The 14,899-nt window shown below is 70.7% G+C and carries 11 protein-coding genes; 6 read left to right on the forward strand and 5 right to left on the reverse strand.

Translation table 11 applies throughout. The features are described from left to right. Nucleotides 1-5 precede the first annotated feature (5 nt). Genes ACFC1J_RS05340 through ACFC1J_RS05365 form a run of 6 tightly spaced genes read left to right on the forward strand, consistent with a single transcriptional unit; the run spans nucleotide 6 to nucleotide 8,403 of the window. Nucleotides 6-1,298, forward strand: a complete 1,293-nt coding sequence (locus tag ACFC1J_RS05340) for an extracellular solute-binding protein (RefSeq protein WP_375903198.1) — start codon at nucleotides 6-8, stop codon at nucleotides 1,296-1,298. Nucleotides 1,299-1,325: 27 nt separating this feature from the next. Further along, a complete protein-coding gene (locus tag ACFC1J_RS05345) occupies nucleotides 1,326-2,315 on the forward strand; it encodes a carbohydrate ABC transporter permease (protein WP_375903635.1) in 990 nt (329 codons plus the stop codon). After that, complete coding sequence (locus ACFC1J_RS05350; RefSeq protein ID WP_375903200.1) at nucleotides 2,312-3,202, forward strand: carbohydrate ABC transporter permease; 891 nt, start codon at nucleotides 2,312-2,314, stop codon at nucleotides 3,200-3,202. Before ACFC1J_RS05345 ends, ACFC1J_RS05350 begins: the two co-directional genes overlap by 4 nt. A 2-nt stretch (nucleotides 3,203-3,204) precedes the next feature. Then, complete coding sequence (locus ACFC1J_RS05355) at nucleotides 3,205-5,631, forward strand: glycoside hydrolase family 3 N-terminal domain-containing protein (RefSeq protein ID WP_375903202.1); 2,427 nt, start codon at nucleotides 3,205-3,207, stop codon at nucleotides 5,629-5,631. Further along, a complete protein-coding gene (locus ACFC1J_RS05360; protein WP_375903204.1) occupies nucleotides 5,628-7,196 on the forward strand; it encodes a family 43 glycosylhydrolase in 1,569 nt (522 codons plus the stop codon). Before ACFC1J_RS05355 ends, ACFC1J_RS05360 begins: the two co-directional genes overlap by 4 nt. Nucleotides 7,197-7,233: 37 nt before the next feature. Next, entirely contained in the window at nucleotides 7,234-8,403 is a 1,170-nt protein-coding gene (locus ACFC1J_RS05365) for an ROK family protein (RefSeq protein WP_375903206.1), read from the forward strand. A 366-nt stretch (nucleotides 8,404-8,769) separates the two neighbouring features. On the opposite strand, the gene ACFC1J_RS05370 is transcribed toward ACFC1J_RS05365, so the two are convergent. The 5 genes from ACFC1J_RS05370 to ACFC1J_RS05390 all read right to left on the reverse strand — a co-directional run bounded on the left by ACFC1J_RS05370 (nucleotide 8,770) and on the right by ACFC1J_RS05390 (nucleotide 14,832). After that, nucleotides 8,770-10,305, reverse strand: coding sequence for an alpha-N-arabinofuranosidase (locus ACFC1J_RS05370; RefSeq protein WP_375903208.1), 1,536 nt, complete (start codon nucleotides 10,303-10,305; stop codon nucleotides 8,770-8,772). A 20-nt stretch (nucleotides 10,306-10,325) separates the two neighbouring features. Continuing rightward, nucleotides 10,326-11,222, reverse strand: coding sequence for a carbohydrate ABC transporter permease (locus ACFC1J_RS05375; RefSeq protein WP_375903210.1), 897 nt, complete (start codon nucleotides 11,220-11,222; stop codon nucleotides 10,326-10,328). Beyond that, complete coding sequence (locus tag ACFC1J_RS05380) at nucleotides 11,219-12,175, reverse strand: carbohydrate ABC transporter permease (protein WP_375903212.1); 957 nt, start codon at nucleotides 12,173-12,175, stop codon at nucleotides 11,219-11,221. The genes ACFC1J_RS05375 and ACFC1J_RS05380 overlap by 4 nt, the downstream gene beginning before the upstream one ends. Then, nucleotides 12,172-13,506 (reverse strand): extracellular solute-binding protein, encoded by a 1,335-nt coding sequence (locus tag ACFC1J_RS05385; protein WP_375903214.1) that lies wholly within the window; start codon nucleotides 13,504-13,506, stop codon nucleotides 12,172-12,174. Before ACFC1J_RS05385 ends, ACFC1J_RS05380 begins: the two co-directional genes overlap by 4 nt. A gap of 279 nt (nucleotides 13,507-13,785) precedes the next feature. Further along, nucleotides 13,786-14,832 carry a LacI family DNA-binding transcriptional regulator gene (locus tag ACFC1J_RS05390; protein WP_375903216.1) on the reverse strand — a complete coding sequence of 349 codons (1,047 nt, stop codon included), beginning with the start codon at nucleotides 14,830-14,832 and terminating at the stop codon, nucleotides 13,786-13,788. Nucleotides 14,833-14,899: the final 67 nt, after the last annotated feature.

Genomic DNA, 14,899 nt, shown 5'->3' on the forward strand with positions numbered 1-14,899 from the left:
ACAGCATGAAGATCCGCAAGGTGCTGACCGCCGCCGTGGCGCTCGCAGCCGTGGGAGCACTCGCCCTCACCGGTTGCTCCGGAGGCTCCGGTGGTGGCGACAAGGGCGGCATGCAGACACTGACCGTCTGGCAGAACTCGACCACCGGCGACGGCAAGCAGTTCTGGACCGACGCGGCCGCGGCGTTCCAGAAGGCGAACCCCGACGTGACGGTCAAGGTCACGTCGATCCAGAACGAGGACATGGACGGCAAGCTGCAGACCGCCGTCAACTCGGGAGACATGCCCGACGTCTTCATGGCGCGCGGAGGCAGCAAGCTCGCCGACGTCGTGGCCGCGGGCAAGGTCAAGGACCTGTCGGACAAGATCGATCCCGATGTCAAGAAGGCGATCGGAGACGCGGCGCTGAGCGCGTTCACCGTCGACGGCAAGCTCTACGGCGTGCCCATGGCGGTGCTGCCCGGCGGCCTCTTCTACAGCAAGGATCTGTTCGCGAAGGCGGGCATCACCGAGACCCCGAAGACCATGGACGAGCTCGAGGCCGCCATCACCAAGCTCAAGGCCGCCGGCATCGCGCCGATCGCCCTCGGTGCGAAGGACGCCTGGCCGGCCGCGCACTGGTACTACTTCTTCGCCGTGCGCGCCTGCGGCAAGGACCTCATCACGAACCTCGCCACCAAGAAGGACTTCACCGACGGCTGCTGGCTGACCGCGGCGAACAACCTGCAGAAGTTCGCGCAGGTCGAGCCGTTCAACGAGGGCTTCCTCACCACCTCGGCCCAGCAGGGCGCGAACTCGTCCGCCGGCCTGGTCGCCAACCACAAGGCGGCGATGGAGCTCATGGGCGCCTGGGACCCGGGCGTGATCGCGAGCCTCACGCCCGACAAGAAGCCGCTGGCGGACCTCGACTGGTTCCCGTTCCCCGAGGTCTCCGGGGGCAAGGGCGAGCCGGGCGCGATGATGGGCGGCGTCGACGGATACTCCTGCTCCGAGAAGTCCCCGTCCTCCTGCGAGAAGTTCCTCAACTTCGTCTCATCGAAGGCGCAGCAGGAGAACTACGCGAAGGCGTTCCAGACCATCCCCGCCAACCAGGACGCGAAGGGCGCCGTCGACAACGCGTCGCTGAAGCCGCTCATGGAGGCGTACGGAAGCGCCCCGTACGTGGCGCTCTGGCTCGACACCGCCCTCGGACAGAACGTCGGCAATGCACTGAACACCGGCGTGGTCGAGATGCTCGCCGGTCAGGGCGACCCGAAGAACCTTCTCCAGAAGATCACCGACGCCGCGGCGAGGGGCTGAGCGAGAGCGATGACTGGCACCCAGGTGATGGCCGAGGCTGTGCCTGAGAGCGACCGCCGCACCGGGACCGGGACCACCCCGGCCCCGGTGCGGCGAGCCCGCGCCGACTGGCGCAAGCGCGGCGAGATCGCGCTGCTCTCGGGGCCCGCCCTGCTGATGTTCGTCGGATTCGTCATCCTCCCGGTGGGGATGGCATCCGTCTACGGGTTCTTCAAATGGAACGGGTTCGGCTGGCCGACGCAGTTCGTCGGTCTCGACAACTACATCCACATGTGGCAGGACCACACCTTCCGCGACGCGGTGGTGCACAACTTCGCGATCGTCGTGCTCTCGCTCGTGCTGCAGGGGCCGATCGCGATCCTGTTCGCGCTCCTGCTGAATCAGAAGTTCCGCGGGCGGTCGCTGATCCGCGTGCTGATCTTCGTGCCCTACGTGATCTCCGAGGTCATCGTCGGCACGGGGTGGAGCCTGATGATGCAGGACGCGGGCGCGCTGAACTCGCTGCTCGGCAAGCTCGGACTCGGCTTCCTCCAGAACTCCTGGCTCGCGGATCCGAAGCTCGCCCTGTGGACGCTGATGATCATCATCACCTGGAAGTACATCGGCTTCGCGGTCATCCTCATGCTCGCGGGGATGCAGTCCATCCCCGAGGAGCTCTTCGAGGCGGCGGCGATCGACGGCGCCGGATTCTGGAAGATCCAGTGGAACATCACCGTGCCGCTGCTGGGCCCGACGATCCGGATATGGGCGTTCCTGTCGATCATCGGCGCCCTGCAGCTCTTCGACCTCGTCAACATCATCTGGGGGCAGTACATCTCCGCGACGGCGGGCACCTCCACGATGGCGACGTACATGTACCAGAACGGGCATCTGGCCGGCAGCTACGGCTTCGGCAACGCGGTCGCGGTGATGCTCTTCCTGATCACCCTCGTCGTCGCCCTGATCTATCAGCGGTTCGTGCTGCGGCGCGACACCGACGGCGCCCTGACGGGCGACAGCGGAAAGGCCCGCAGATGACCACCGACACCCTCCGCACCACGGCCATCGTGCAGCCGCGCGGCCGCAGGGGCGGCCGCCGCTCCGAGAAGGCGCCCTGGGGGAGTCCAGGGCTGTATCTGATCGCGATCGTGCTCGTGACGATCTGCATCACGCCCGTGCTCTACATCATCATCGGCGGGTTCCGCACGAACTCGCAGATCACGAAGGATCCGTCCGGCTTCCCCGCCCCCTGGCAGTTCTCCAACTACTCCGACGTGCTCGCCGGATCGGAGTTCTGGACCGCCCTGGTCAACTCGACCGTCGTGGCGATCGGCACGACCGCCGGCGCCGTGCTGCTCGGCGTGATGGCGGCGTACGTGCTCGCCCGGTACGAGTTCGCTGCGAAGCCGGTCATGTACTCGCTGTTCGCCGCCGGGCTGATGTTCCCCGTCACCGTCGCGATCACCCCGCTGTACCTGCTGATCCGCAACCTCGGCCTGGTCAACAGCCTGGCCGGCATCATCGTGCCGCAGATCGCGTTCGCGCTCCCGACGACGATCATCATCCTCGTGCCGTTCCTGAAGGCGATCCCGAAGGAGCTCGAGGAGGCGGCCTCGATCGACGGCGCGTCCCGCCTCGGCTTCTTCTGGCGGATGGTGATCCCGCTCAGCCTGCCGGGCGTCGTCACCGTCGGCATCCTCGCCTTCGTCGGATCGTGGAACGGCTACATGCTGCCGCTGTTCATCCTCAACGATCCGAGCCTGTTCACGCTGCCGCTCGGCGTGCAGAACTTCTCCTCGCAGTACTCGGTCGACACCGCCCGGGTGCTCGCCTACACCTCGCTGTCGATGCTGCCCGCGCTCATCTTCTTCAGCCTCTTCGAACGCCGCATCGTGGGCGGCCTGACCGGCGCGGTGAAGGGCTGAGCATGGCTTCGGACACGTCCCTGGAGACCCTCCCCTCGACGGAGGAGGTCCCGGCGTTCCCGATCGCGTCCGACCGCGTCGGGGCGCTCCTCGCGCGGATGACGCTCGAGGAGAAGGCAGCACAGCTCGTCGGATACTGGCTCGACCAGGGCGGCGAGGTCGTGGCCCCGCTGCAGAACGAGATGGCGGCCGCGGGGCGTCACGACACCCTGGCGGACGTGACCCGCAACGGCATCGGCCACTACACGCGCGTGTACGGCACGCGTCCCGTCGAGCCGGCCGAGCGCGCCGCCTGGCTGTGGGCCGAGCAGCGCAGGCTCAAGCGCGAGACGCGGCTCGGCATCCCCGCGCTCGTGCACGAGGAGTGCTTGACGGGTCTCGCCGCGTGGAAGGCGGCGACGTTCCCGACCCCCCTCGCCTGGGGCGCCTCGTTCGACCGCGAGCTGGTCGCGGAGATGGGCGCGCTCATCGGCGATTCGATGCGGCGGCTCGGCGTCCACCAGGGCCTCGCTCCGGTGCTCGACGTGGTCCGCGATCCGCGCTGGGGACGGGTCGACGAGTGCATCGGCGAGGATCCGTATCTGGTGGGGACGATCGGGACCGCCTACGTGCAGGGCCTGCAGTCCGCGGGGGTGCACGCCACGCTGAAGCACTTCCTCGGCTACTCCGGGTCCCGCGCGGGCCGCAATCACGCGCCCGTCTCCGCGGGGCCGCGCGAGGTCGCCGACGTCTTCCTTCCGCCGTTCGAGATGGCGATCCGCGACGGCGGCGTGCGCAGCGTGATGAACAGCTACGCCGAGATCGACGGTGTTCCGGTCGCCTCGGATCCGGAGCTGCTGACCAGCGTGCTGCGGGAGCGGCTCGGCTTCGACGGCGTCGTCGTGGCCGACTATTTCGCCGTCGCGTTCCTCGAGGTCATGCATGCCGTCGCGGCCGACCGGGGCGAGGCCGCGGAGCTCGCGCTGCGGGCGGGGATCGACGTCGAGCTGCCCTCGGGCGACGCCTACGCGACGCCGCTGATCGACCGGATCCGCTCGGGCCTGCTGGACGAGGCGTATCTGGACCGCGCGGTGATCCGTGTCCTCGCTCAGAAGGAGCAGCTCGGCTTGCTCGAGGCCGACGCCTTCGAGGACGAGCCGCCGTCCGCCGTCGACCTCGACACCCCGCGGCACCGCGAGGTCGCGCGTCGGCTCGCGGCCGAATCGCTCGTGCTGCTGTCCAACGACGGCACGCTGCCGCTCGCCGGGACGGCACGGCGGATCGCGCTCATCGGCCCGAACGCCGATCGCACCGAGGCCCTGCAGGGCTGCTACTCGTTCGCGAACCACGTGCTCGCCCACCACCCGGACCACGAGCTCGGCATCGAGATCCCGACCGTGCGCGAGGCGCTCGCCGCAGCCCTCCCCGCCGCGGAGATCGTGCACGTCCGCGGGGCCGAGGTCGAGGGCGACGACCGCACGGGGTTCGCCGAGGCGGAGCGGGCCGCCGCGGCCGCCGACGTCGCGGTCGTCGTGGTCGGCGACCAGGCCGGCCTCTTCGGGCGCGGCACGGTCGGGGAGGGCAACGACGTGGAGTCGCTGGATCTGCCCGGCGTGCAGCGCGACCTCGTCGAGCGCATCGTGGCGGCGGGGACCCCCGTGGTCATGGTCGTGCTCTCCGGCCGGCCCTACGCGATCGACTGGGCGCTCGACGGCGGCGCGGCGCGACCCGCGGCCGTGCTGCAGGCCTTCTTCCCCGGGGAGGAGGGCGGGGCGGCGATCGCGGACGTGCTGACCGGCGCGGCGACGCCCTCCGGACGTCTGCCGCTCAGCCTGCCGCGCTCCTCGGGAGCGCAGCCGTACAGCTACCTGCATCCGATCCTGGGCGGCCCCTCGGACGTGACCTCGGCGGATCCTTCTCCGCTGCGGCCGTTCGGCTTCGGACTGTCCTATACGACCTTCTCGTACGACGCGTTCGAGGTCTCGGCCGAGGCGCCGACGAGTGGGGCGTTCACCGCCTCGGTGGTCGTGGCGAACACGGGCGCTCGGCGAGGGGCCGAGGTCGTGCAGCTGTACGGGCGGGACGTCGTCGCGAGCGTCACCCGGCCCGTCGCGCAGTTGCTCGGGTACGCGCGGGTGGAACTCGATCCGGGTGAGCGCCGTACGGTGCGCTTCGAGGTGCCCTCCGCCCGGTTCGCGTTCAGCGACCGCGCCCTGACGCGGGTCGTCGAACCGGGGGAGGTGCAGGTATGGGCCGCCGCCCACGCCGAGGCCTCCGCCGCGGCGCCCGAGATCGCGGGCGTCACCGGGGGTGCCATCTCGAACGAGCGCGCACACCGGCGCCGGGCCCTCCCGGGCTCGGCCACGCCTGCGCTCTCCGTGGCGCTCACCGGCGAGGTGCACGAGGTGACCTCCGCGGACGCCCGCGTGGTGGCGGTGTCGATCGCGTGATCGAGACCGACAATCCGATCCTGCCCGGATGCCATCCGGATCCGTCGGTCTGCCGGGTGGGCGAGTGGTACTACCTGGTCAGCTCGACCTTCGAGTACCTTCCCGGCCTTCCGGTGCTGCGTTCGCGCGACCTGGTGCGGTGGGAGACGATCGGGCACGTGGTCGACCGGCCGGGGATGCTCGAGGTCGACGGCATCGGATCCTCCGGAGGCCTCTACGCACCGACGATCCGCCACGGGCTCGGGTTGTACTGGGTCGCGTGCACGCTGGTGGACCGGGAGGATCCGTCCCGGGGTGGGAACTTCCTCGTCACCGCGACGGATCCGGCGGGGCCGTGGAGCGATCCGGTGATGCTCGACGCCGGGGGCATCGACCCATCGATCGCGTTCGACGACGAGGGGCGCGTGTGGCTGCACGGCACCCGCCTGACCGCGGAGCCGGAGTGGCCCGACCAGACCGAGGTGTGGGTGCGCGAGTACTCGCCGGCGCGGCAGGCGCTCGTCGGCGAGGAGTACGTGATCTGGCGCGGCGCGGTGCACGGCGCGGTCTGGGCGGAGGGGCCGCATCTGTACCGGATCGACGGGCGCTGGTTCCTGATCGCGGCGGAGGGCGGCACCGAGTTCCATCACGCGGTGAGCGTGGCGCGCGCGGACCGGATCACCGGGCCCTACGTCGGCAACCGGGCGAACCCGGTCTTCACGCATCGGCACCTCGGGCGCACGAGCGAGGTGATCGGCGCGGGGCACGCCGATCTCGTCCAGGCCCCCGACGGGTCCTGGCAGGCGGTGATGCTCGCGATGCGCGCGGCCGACGGGCAGCACTACCCGCTCGGGCGGGAGACGTTCCTGTGCCCGCTGTCGTGGGAGGACGGCTGGCCGGTGTTCGCGCCGGGCGAGGGCCGGCTGCCGCGCACGGTCCGGATCCCCTGGCCGGCCTCCGCGGCCCCGCCCGGATCCTGGCAGCCGGACGACCGCGTCGCGGGCGTCGTCGCGCCGGCCGATCCGCGGTGGACGGCCCTTCGTGCGCTGCCCGCGGAGGTCGCGGTCGCCGAGGGCGGCACGTGGCGGCTGCCCGTGCGCGCTGCGTCCTTGCGGGAGCCGTCGACACCGGCGTTCCTGGGGGTGAGGCAGCAGCACCGGGACGTCGAGGTGCGCTGCGTGCTGGACGTGCGCGGCCTCGCCAGGGGCGAGAGCGCGGGCCTCGTCCTGCGGCAGTCCGAACGGGATCACGTGACGCTCTTCGTCCGCCGCACCGAGGAAGGGCTGCTGCTGTCTTCCGAGCGCTGCCGCGCCGGCGACGTGCTGCGGCAGGATCACGGTGCGACGGCGGACGCCGACGAGGTGGAGTTCGTGTTGAGCGGGCGCGGCTACGACTACGTCTTCCGGCACGAGGGCGTCGAACTCGTCACGGCCGACGGGCGGGAGCTGGACGCCTCCGCCACGGGCGGCTTCCTCGGGCTCTGGCTCGGCGCCTACGCGACGAGCGCCGGGGCGGATCCCCGCGGAGAGGTGCGCGTGACCCGCTTCGAGTACGCGCCGGCGCGACCGGGAGGGTGCGATCGGTAGCCTGGAGTCCCACCCCGTGCAGGAAGCGAGACGCCGGATGAACGAACGCGCCACGACCGTCGAGGGGGTGCGGCGCACCAACCTCGCCGAAGTGCTGCGCCTCGTGCATCACTCCGGTCCTCGCTCGCGCGCGGTGATCACCGCGGAGACCGGGCTGAACCGGTCCACGGTGTCGGACCTCGTCGGGCGCCTGGTCGAGGCGGGCCTCGTCGAGGAGCACGAGCCCGATCCCACGCGCAGGGTGGGGCGTCCGTCGCCGGTGGTCGTGCCGAGCCCCGATGTCGTCGCGATCGGCGTGAACCCCGAGATCGACGCCGTCGAGATCGGCGCGGTGTCACTGGGCGGCGCCGTGCGCGAACGGGTGCGGATCCCCGTCGAACGCCCGGACATCGCGGATGTCGTCGAGATCGTCGCCCGGGTCGTGGAGGGCTGGCGCGGCGGCGCGCTGGAGGGGTGTCGCATCGAAGGCGTGGGAGTCGCGGTGCCCGGTCTCGTCCGGGTCTCCGACGGACTCGTGCGGCTCGCGCCGCACCTGGAGTGGCGCGACGCGGACATCGCGGGACCGCTCGCCGCGGCGCTCGGCGTCGACGTCGTGGTGGGCAACGACGCCTCCTTCGGCGCGCGGGCGGAGCGGCTGTTCGGCGCCGCTAGGCAGCACGAGGACGTCGTCTACCTCAACGGCGGCGCCAGCGGCATCGGCGGCGGGCTCATCCTGCACGGCAGGCTCATCGGCGGCGTCGGTGGATACGCCGGCGAGTGGGGGCAGACCGCGGCGAGCGTGGCGGAGGCCGCCGATCGGCGCGCCGAGGGCGGCGTGCTGGAGGACGAGGTCAACCGGGCGCGCCTCGTGCAGGCCGCGGACCTGGCCGCGCCGGAGGACGACGAGCTCCGCGTCGCCCTCGCCGCCGCCTCCTCCTTCGACACGGGGCCGGCGGCCGCCGAGGTCGCACGGCAACGGCGCATCCTCGCCGCGACGCTCGGCAACGCCGTGAACGTGCTGAACCCGTCGATGATCGTGCTGGGCGGATTCCTCGGGATCCTCCGGGACCTCGATCCGCAGGGCTTCGACGAGGAGGTGCGCGGGCGCGCGCTCGCCGCGTCCGCCGAGGGGCTGGAGCTCTCCGCCGCCGCGCTCGGAGCGGATCGCCTCCTGATCGGCGCCGCCGACGCGGCCTTCGAGCGCCTGCTCGCGGACCCGCTGGGCTGATCCGCTGGGCTGACGGCCCGCCCCGGTCGGGGTCCGTTCGGGTCGCACTTTCTGCTGTGTCGGGCAGGTTGTTAGCGCCGAAAGCGCGACTTGAGCGGATCCGGGGCGCCGAAAGTGCGATCCGAGTGGATCCCGAGCGTCAGCTTGCGTACTCGCTGGGCTGATGGCCGCTCAGGTCGCACGCGGCCAGTTAGGGTCGCACTTTCTGCTGTGTCGGGCCGGTCTGGAGAACCGAAAGTGCGACCCCGACCGGATCCCGAGTGTCGAAAGCGCGACCTGAGCGGATCCGGAGCGCCGGAACTGCGACCTGAGCGGGACCGGGCGACCCGAACCGACCGGGCACCCGACGCCGCCGGCGCGCCGGGGTTAGGCCCGTGCCACGTCCAGCTCGACCGCCGACCATGACAGCGCCGGCAGGGTCAGGCGCACCGCGCCGTCGTCGAGGGCCACCCCGGCGAGCGGCCGCAGCCCCACGGCGTCCGGGGTGCCGAGCAGGTTCGCGGTGAGGCGGTCGCCGTCCTCGGGCACCGTGAGCACCTCCGCCGAGCGCAATGCGGTCGCGCGCAGCCCGTGCAGATCCAGGTCCACCGTGGCCTCGGCGTCGAGAGACCGGTTCGCCACGAAGATCGCGAGCCGGCCCGACTCCTCATCCCAGGTCGCGACCGCGTCGACCTCGTCCACGTCGCCGTAGCGGGCGGTCGGGGCCTTCGTCGAGGAGACCGCGAGACGCAGGATCCGCCCCTTCGCCATCTTCGCCATGCGCGCGAACGGCCAGAAGATCGACTGCCGCCAGGCGGGCCCGCCCTCTTCGGAGCGGATCGGGGCGATCACGTTCACGAGCTGCGCCTGGTTCGCGATCTTCACCCGGTCGCCGTGGCGCAGCAGGCTGTGCAGGAACGTGCCGACCACGACCGCATCGGTGACGTTGTAGGTGTCCTCGATGAGGCGCGGGTGCTCGCGCCAGGTCTTCTCCACCTGGTGCGGCTGGTCCTCGGTGTCCAGGCCCGACTGGTACCAGACGTTCCACTCGTCGAACGAGATGTCGACCTGCTTGGTGTGCTTGCCCGCGGCCTTGACCGCATCGATCGTCGCGACGACGCCGTCGATGAACGCGTCCATGTCGACCGCCTCGGCGAGGAACGACGCGGCGTCGCCGTCGTGCTCCTGGTAGTACGCGTGCATCGAGATGTAGTCCACCTCCTCGTACGCGTGCGTGAGCACGGTGTGCTCCCAGGTGCCGAAGGTCGGCATCTGCCGATTCGAGGAGCCCACGGCGACGAGCTCGATGCTCGGATCCACGAGCTTCATCGCCTTGGCGGTCTCCTGCGCGAGGCGGCCGTACTCGGCGGGCGTCTTGTGGCCGATCTGCCACGGGCCGTCCAGCTCGTTGCCGAGGCACCACAGTGTGATGCCGAAGGGATCCTCGGCACCGTTGCGTCGCCGCAGGTCCGACCAGTACGTGCCGCCGGGGTGGTTCGCGTACTCGACCAGTGCGCGTGCCTCCTCGACCCCGCGCGTGCCCAGGTTGATCGCCTCCATCACTTCGACGTCGGCCTCGCGCGACCAGTCCATGAACTCGTGGAGCCCGAACGCGTTGGTCTCGATCGTGTGCCAGGCGCCGTCCATCCGGACCGGACGATCGGCGACGGGGCCGATCCCGTCCTCCCAGCGGTAGCCGGAGACGAAGTTCCCGCCGGGGTAGCGCACGACCGTCGGGCCGAGCTCGCGCACGAGCTCGAGCACGTCGGTGCGGAATCCGCGGGCGTCCGCGGCGGGGTGGCCCGGCTCGTAGATGCCGGTGTAGACGCAGCGGCCCATGTGCTCGACGAACTGGCCGAACAGGCGGCGGGGGACGTCGGCGATGGTGAAGTCGCGGTCGATGGTGATGCGGGCGTGGGTCATGAGGGTCCTTTCGGGGCGGGTCATTGACCGCCGAAGCCGCTGGTGGCGACTCCCTTGACGATCTGCTTCTGGAAGATGAGGAAGACGATGATGAGGGGCAGCGCGGCGAGCACGGCCTGGGCCATGACCTGCGCGTACTGCACGCCGTAGGCGCTGATGACGGTCTGCAGACCGACCGGCAGCGTCATCAGGCCGGTGTCGTTGATGACGAGGAACGGCCACAGGAAGTTGTTCCACGCGCCGATGAACACGAAGATCGCGACGGAGGCCAGGATCGGCCGGCTGAGCGGCAGCACCACCGACCAGAACACCCGGAACCTGCTCGCGCCGTCGACGCGTGCCGCGTCCTCCAGCTCGATCGGGATCGCGTCGAAGAACCGCTTCAGGATGAACACCATCGCCGGCGCCACGACCTGCGGCAGGATCAGGCCCCAGTGGGTGTCGACCAGGTTGAACGCCAGCATCTCGTAGAACAGCGGGATGATCAGCACCTGGGGCGGCACGACGATCGCGGCGATGATCGCCACGAACAGCCACTTGCGCCCGCGGAAGTCCAGACGGGAGAACGCATAGGCGGCCAGGGCCGAGATCGTGACCGTGATCGCGGTGACGGCGGTCGCGGTCCACAGGCTGTTCCACGCCCAGAGGTACACGTTGCCCTGCGACAGGATCGCGGTGAACGCCTGGGCGGTCGGGCCGCTCGCTCCGATCCAGCCGGAATCGCCCGAGGCGGCGTCCGTCTCGGTCTTGAACGCGGTCGCGACGGCCCACAGGAAGGGCAGCAGCCAGCCGATCGCGAGGAGCAGGAGCACCGCGAAGGCGAGGACGGTCAGCACGGTGAACCGGCGGCCGACCGGCCGGCGGGTGCGGGCGCGCACGGCGCCGGGGACGACGAGGGTGCGGGTCGCAGTGGTCATCGGGCGTCCTTCCGTCGACGGGTGATCAGCGCCTGCACGACGCCGAGGATGATGATGATCGCGAAGAACACGTACGAGATCGCGGCCGAGTAGCCGAATCGGTATCCGACGAAGCCGGTCTCGTAGATGTACTGCACGATCGAGCGGGTGGTGTCGCTGGAGAGGCCGCCGAGCATCTGGTACGCCTGGTCGAAGAGCTTGAGCGACGCGAGGATCTGCAGCAGGCCGATGAGCGTCGTCGCCGGGCCCAGCTGGGGGAGCGTGATCGAGGTGAACTGCCGCCAGCCGCCCGCCCCGTCCAGCGAGGCCGCCTCGTACTGCTGCTGCGGGATGTTCTGGAGGGCGGCGAGGTAGAGCAGGAAGTTGAATCCGACCGTCCACCACACGGTCGCGATGACGATCGCGAGCATGTTGACCTTCGGATCCTGCAGCCACGCGATCGGCTCGAGGCCGAAGGCCTTCAGCACGTTGTTCGCCGCGCCGATCTGCGGGTTGAAGATCCAGATCCAGATCTGCGAGATCACGGTGGAGGCCAGCAGGTACGGCATGAAGAACGACAGTCGCCAGAGCCACTGGCCGGGCAGGCCGCGGTCGACGAGCACGGCCATGACGAGCGCGATCACGACGAGCGGGATCGTGGACAGCAGCGTGAACCACACCGTGTTGCCGAACGCGCCCCACATGACGGGGTCGATCAGCGCCTCGGCATAGTTCGCGAACGCGACGAATCCTCCACCGGATCCGGTCAGGGACTGGTCGGTGAAGCTCAGGTAGAGGCCGTGCAGGATCGGCCAGACGAGGAACAGCGCGAATGCGATGAGGAAGGGCGTGAGGAACACCCACCCGATCAGCTGCTCGTTGCCCTGGGATCCGCCCGCATGCCGGCGCAGCGCGCGGGAGGCGGGGCGCCCGGTGACGAGGGTCGTCGTGGTGGGGGAGGCCGTGGCGGTCATCTCCGTGCTCCTTCCGGATCGGCGGGATTGGGTTGGCCGAGGAAGCGCTGGACAGCCTGCGCGAAGCGGTCGACGGCCTCGGCGGGGCTGCCGCCGGTGAGCAGCGCGGGCTGGGCCGCGGCGCCGAACTGGCCCTGGAAGTTGGATCCGGACCCGGTGAACCACGCCGGCGGGTCGTACCGCACGTACTTCGCGGCCTCGGCGTAGTGCGCCTGGGGGACCAGCTCCGCGTACTTCGCGGACTCGGTGACCGGGAGGTACGCGGGGACGTGCCCGGCCTCGGCCCAGCCGAAGGATCCCTTCAGCATGTCCGCCACGAACCGGTAGACGAGATCGCGGCTCGCGGAATCAGGGTGCGACTGGTGCGGCAGCACGAACGAGTGCGAGTCGGCGTAGACGGCTCTGGTGCCGAAGAGCGGAGGGATCATCGCGATGTCGAACGGGATCTTCGCCGCCTGCATCGTGCGCAGCTCCCACACCCCGCTGAGGAACATGCCGCTCTTGCCGGTCGCGAACTCCGCCACCGCCGTGCCGTAGTCGGCCTGTGCGGCGGCGCGCTTGCCGTCGAGCAGCTTCTGCATGAAGGCGAGCGAGGCGACGGCGGCGTCCTTGTCGATCATGGCAGGGCTGCCCTGCGGCAGCTCCATCTCGATCCCGTGCTGCGTGTACAGCGTGTAGAACAGGCGCCACATCTGGGCGCCGTCGCCGAGGTAGCCGTAGGAGAGGCCGTGTCCGCCGGTGACGGCGGCGATCGCGTCGACCATGGCGAGGAACTCCTCGGGGCTCGTCGCCTCGGTGAGGCGCCCGTCCCGATCCAGCACGCCCGCCTTCCGGCAGATGTCGGTGTTGTACATCAGCACGAAGGGATGCGCGTCGAGGGCGATGCTGAGGCGCCTGCCGTCGACCTCGCCCTTCTTCCAGATCGGATCCGGGAAGGTCGACGCGTCCACGCCGAGGTCCGCGAGGCGGCCGGTGTCCCAGGCGTCGAGGAGGCCGCCCGGGGCCCAGCCCAGTACGCGGGTGGCGTGCATGATCGCGACGTCGGGGGCCCGCCCGCCGGCCGCGGCCATCGCGAGCTTCGTGTAGTACGGCGTGCCCCAGGCGAGCACGGTGGGGCGGATGCGGTACGCGGACTGGCCGGTGTTCGCGGCGTCGAGCAGGCCCGACATCGTGACGCCGTCGCCGCCGGAGAGCAGGTGCCAGAACTGCAGCGTGCGAGGCCCGGATGCGGTCGATGCGGACGGGGCGCATCCGGCGAGCAGGGCGGCGCCGGCGGTCAGGCCCGCGGCGCCGAGGAACTGCCGCCGGTTCAGATCGAGAGGTGGTGTCATCGTCACTCCTTCGTGGACGATCAGGGGATGCCGACATCATTACATCGATGAAATAACCTGCGCAAGAGGGTTTCCGGGACCGGTCACGGCACGCGCGGTCTTCGGACACTCGCGCGGTGGGAGATGGATACCGCTGCGCGGGGATCCGGCGGGTGTGCGTTTTCCCTCTTCAGGACGGGGTTCGCCCGGTTGCGAGATGGAAGACGTCGCGCGGACGTGAGGATGAGCGCTGTTTTCCCTCTCGCCGCGGTATCGGTGCCGGCGCCGGCCGGCAGGGGGTCAGGAAACGGGCGTCCAGCCCTGCGGGGAGGCAGCGGTGCTGTCGCGCACGATGAGCCGGTGCGGCACCGTGATCGTGCGCGGGGTGCCGGTCGGATCCGCGATCCGCTCGGAGAGCAGGGCGACCGCAGCCGTGGCGAACGCCGCTCGGTCGATCTGCACCGTCGACAGGGCGGGATCGGTGAAGCGGGCGAGCTCCACGTCGTCGAAGCCGGTGACGAGCACGTCCTCCGGTACACGGATGCCGCGCCCGTGCAGCACGTGCAGGGCGCCGGCGGCGAGCGAGTCGGTGAACGCGAGGACGGCGTCGAACGGCACGCCGCGTGCGAGCAGCTCGCTCATCGCGGCCGCGCCGCCGCTCATCGTCCAGTCCGCGTGGTTCGCCGTCAGGCGAGGATCCGCGGGCAGCCCGGCTTCGGCGAGGGCCTGGCGCACCCCGTGCAGGCGGAGCCGGCTGGTGGCGGTCGCGATCGCGTGCTGGTCGTCGCCGCCGACGACTGCGATCCGCCGGGCGCCACGGGCGATCACGTGCCGTGTCAGCTCGGCCGCCCCTGCGACGCTGTCGATACCGACGTGGTCGGCGAGCTGGTGCTCGACCTCGCCGATGAGCACCACCGGCAGCTGGCGGTCGGCATCGGTGAGCGCGCTGTCCTCGAGTCGGATCGGGTTGAGGATCAGCCCGTCCACGAGGTGTGCGCGGGCGCGCGAGAGCAGCTCGCGTTCGCGGCGCGGCTCGGATCCGGTCTGCTCGACCTGCACCGCGAGGCCTCGGGCGCGCGCCGCCTGCACGATGTGGTCGAGGAGTTCCGCGGAGAACGACGTGGCCAGGTAGGGGAGGGCGAGCGCGATGACCCCGGAGCGGCCGTTGCGCAGGCTCCGGGCACTGAGGTTGGGGACGAAGTCGAGCTTGCGCATCGCCTCCTCGACGCGTTCGCGGGTGTCGTCGCGCACGAACACGGCGCCCGTGACGACGTTCGAGACGGTCTTCGCCGAGACCCCCGCCAGCGACGCGACATCGCGCATCGTCGCGCGCGTGCTCCCGGCCATGCGCTCAGCCTATGCCCGAGATGTCGCGTCGGGTGGCGCGAGCGGTTCTATCGATGTAACGAGCGCG

It is taken from the genome of Microbacterium sp. NPDC056052 (genome assembly GCF_042266785.1).
GTDB lineage: Bacteria > Actinomycetota > Actinomycetes > Actinomycetales > Microbacteriaceae > Microbacterium.

Coding starts and splice junctions, on each gene's coding strand:
- ACFC1J_RS05340 (WP_375903198.1), top strand. CDS start 6: ATGAAGATCCGCAAGGTGCTGACCGCCGCCGTGGCGCTCGCAGCCGTG.
- ACFC1J_RS05345 (WP_375903635.1), top strand. CDS start 1,326: ATGGCCGAGGCTGTGCCTGAGAGCGACCGCCGCACCGGGACCGGGACC.
- ACFC1J_RS05350 (WP_375903200.1), top strand. CDS start 2,312: ATGACCACCGACACCCTCCGCACCACGGCCATCGTGCAGCCGCGCGGC.
- ACFC1J_RS05355 (WP_375903202.1), top strand. CDS start 3,205: ATGGCTTCGGACACGTCCCTGGAGACCCTCCCCTCGACGGAGGAGGTC.
- ACFC1J_RS05365 (WP_375903206.1), top strand. CDS start 7,234: ATGAACGAACGCGCCACGACCGTCGAGGGGGTGCGGCGCACCAACCTC.
- ACFC1J_RS05370 (WP_375903208.1), bottom strand. CDS start 10,305: ATGACCCACGCCCGCATCACCATCGACCGCGACTTCACCATCGCCGAC.
- ACFC1J_RS05375 (WP_375903210.1), bottom strand. CDS start 11,222: ATGACCACTGCGACCCGCACCCTCGTCGTCCCCGGCGCCGTGCGCGCC.
- ACFC1J_RS05380 (WP_375903212.1), bottom strand. CDS start 12,175: ATGACCGCCACGGCCTCCCCCACCACGACGACCCTCGTCACCGGGCGC.
- ACFC1J_RS05385 (WP_375903214.1), bottom strand. CDS start 13,506: ATGACACCACCTCTCGATCTGAACCGGCGGCAGTTCCTCGGCGCCGCG.
- ACFC1J_RS05390 (WP_375903216.1), bottom strand. CDS start 14,832: ATGGCCGGGAGCACGCGCGCGACGATGCGCGATGTCGCGTCGCTGGCG.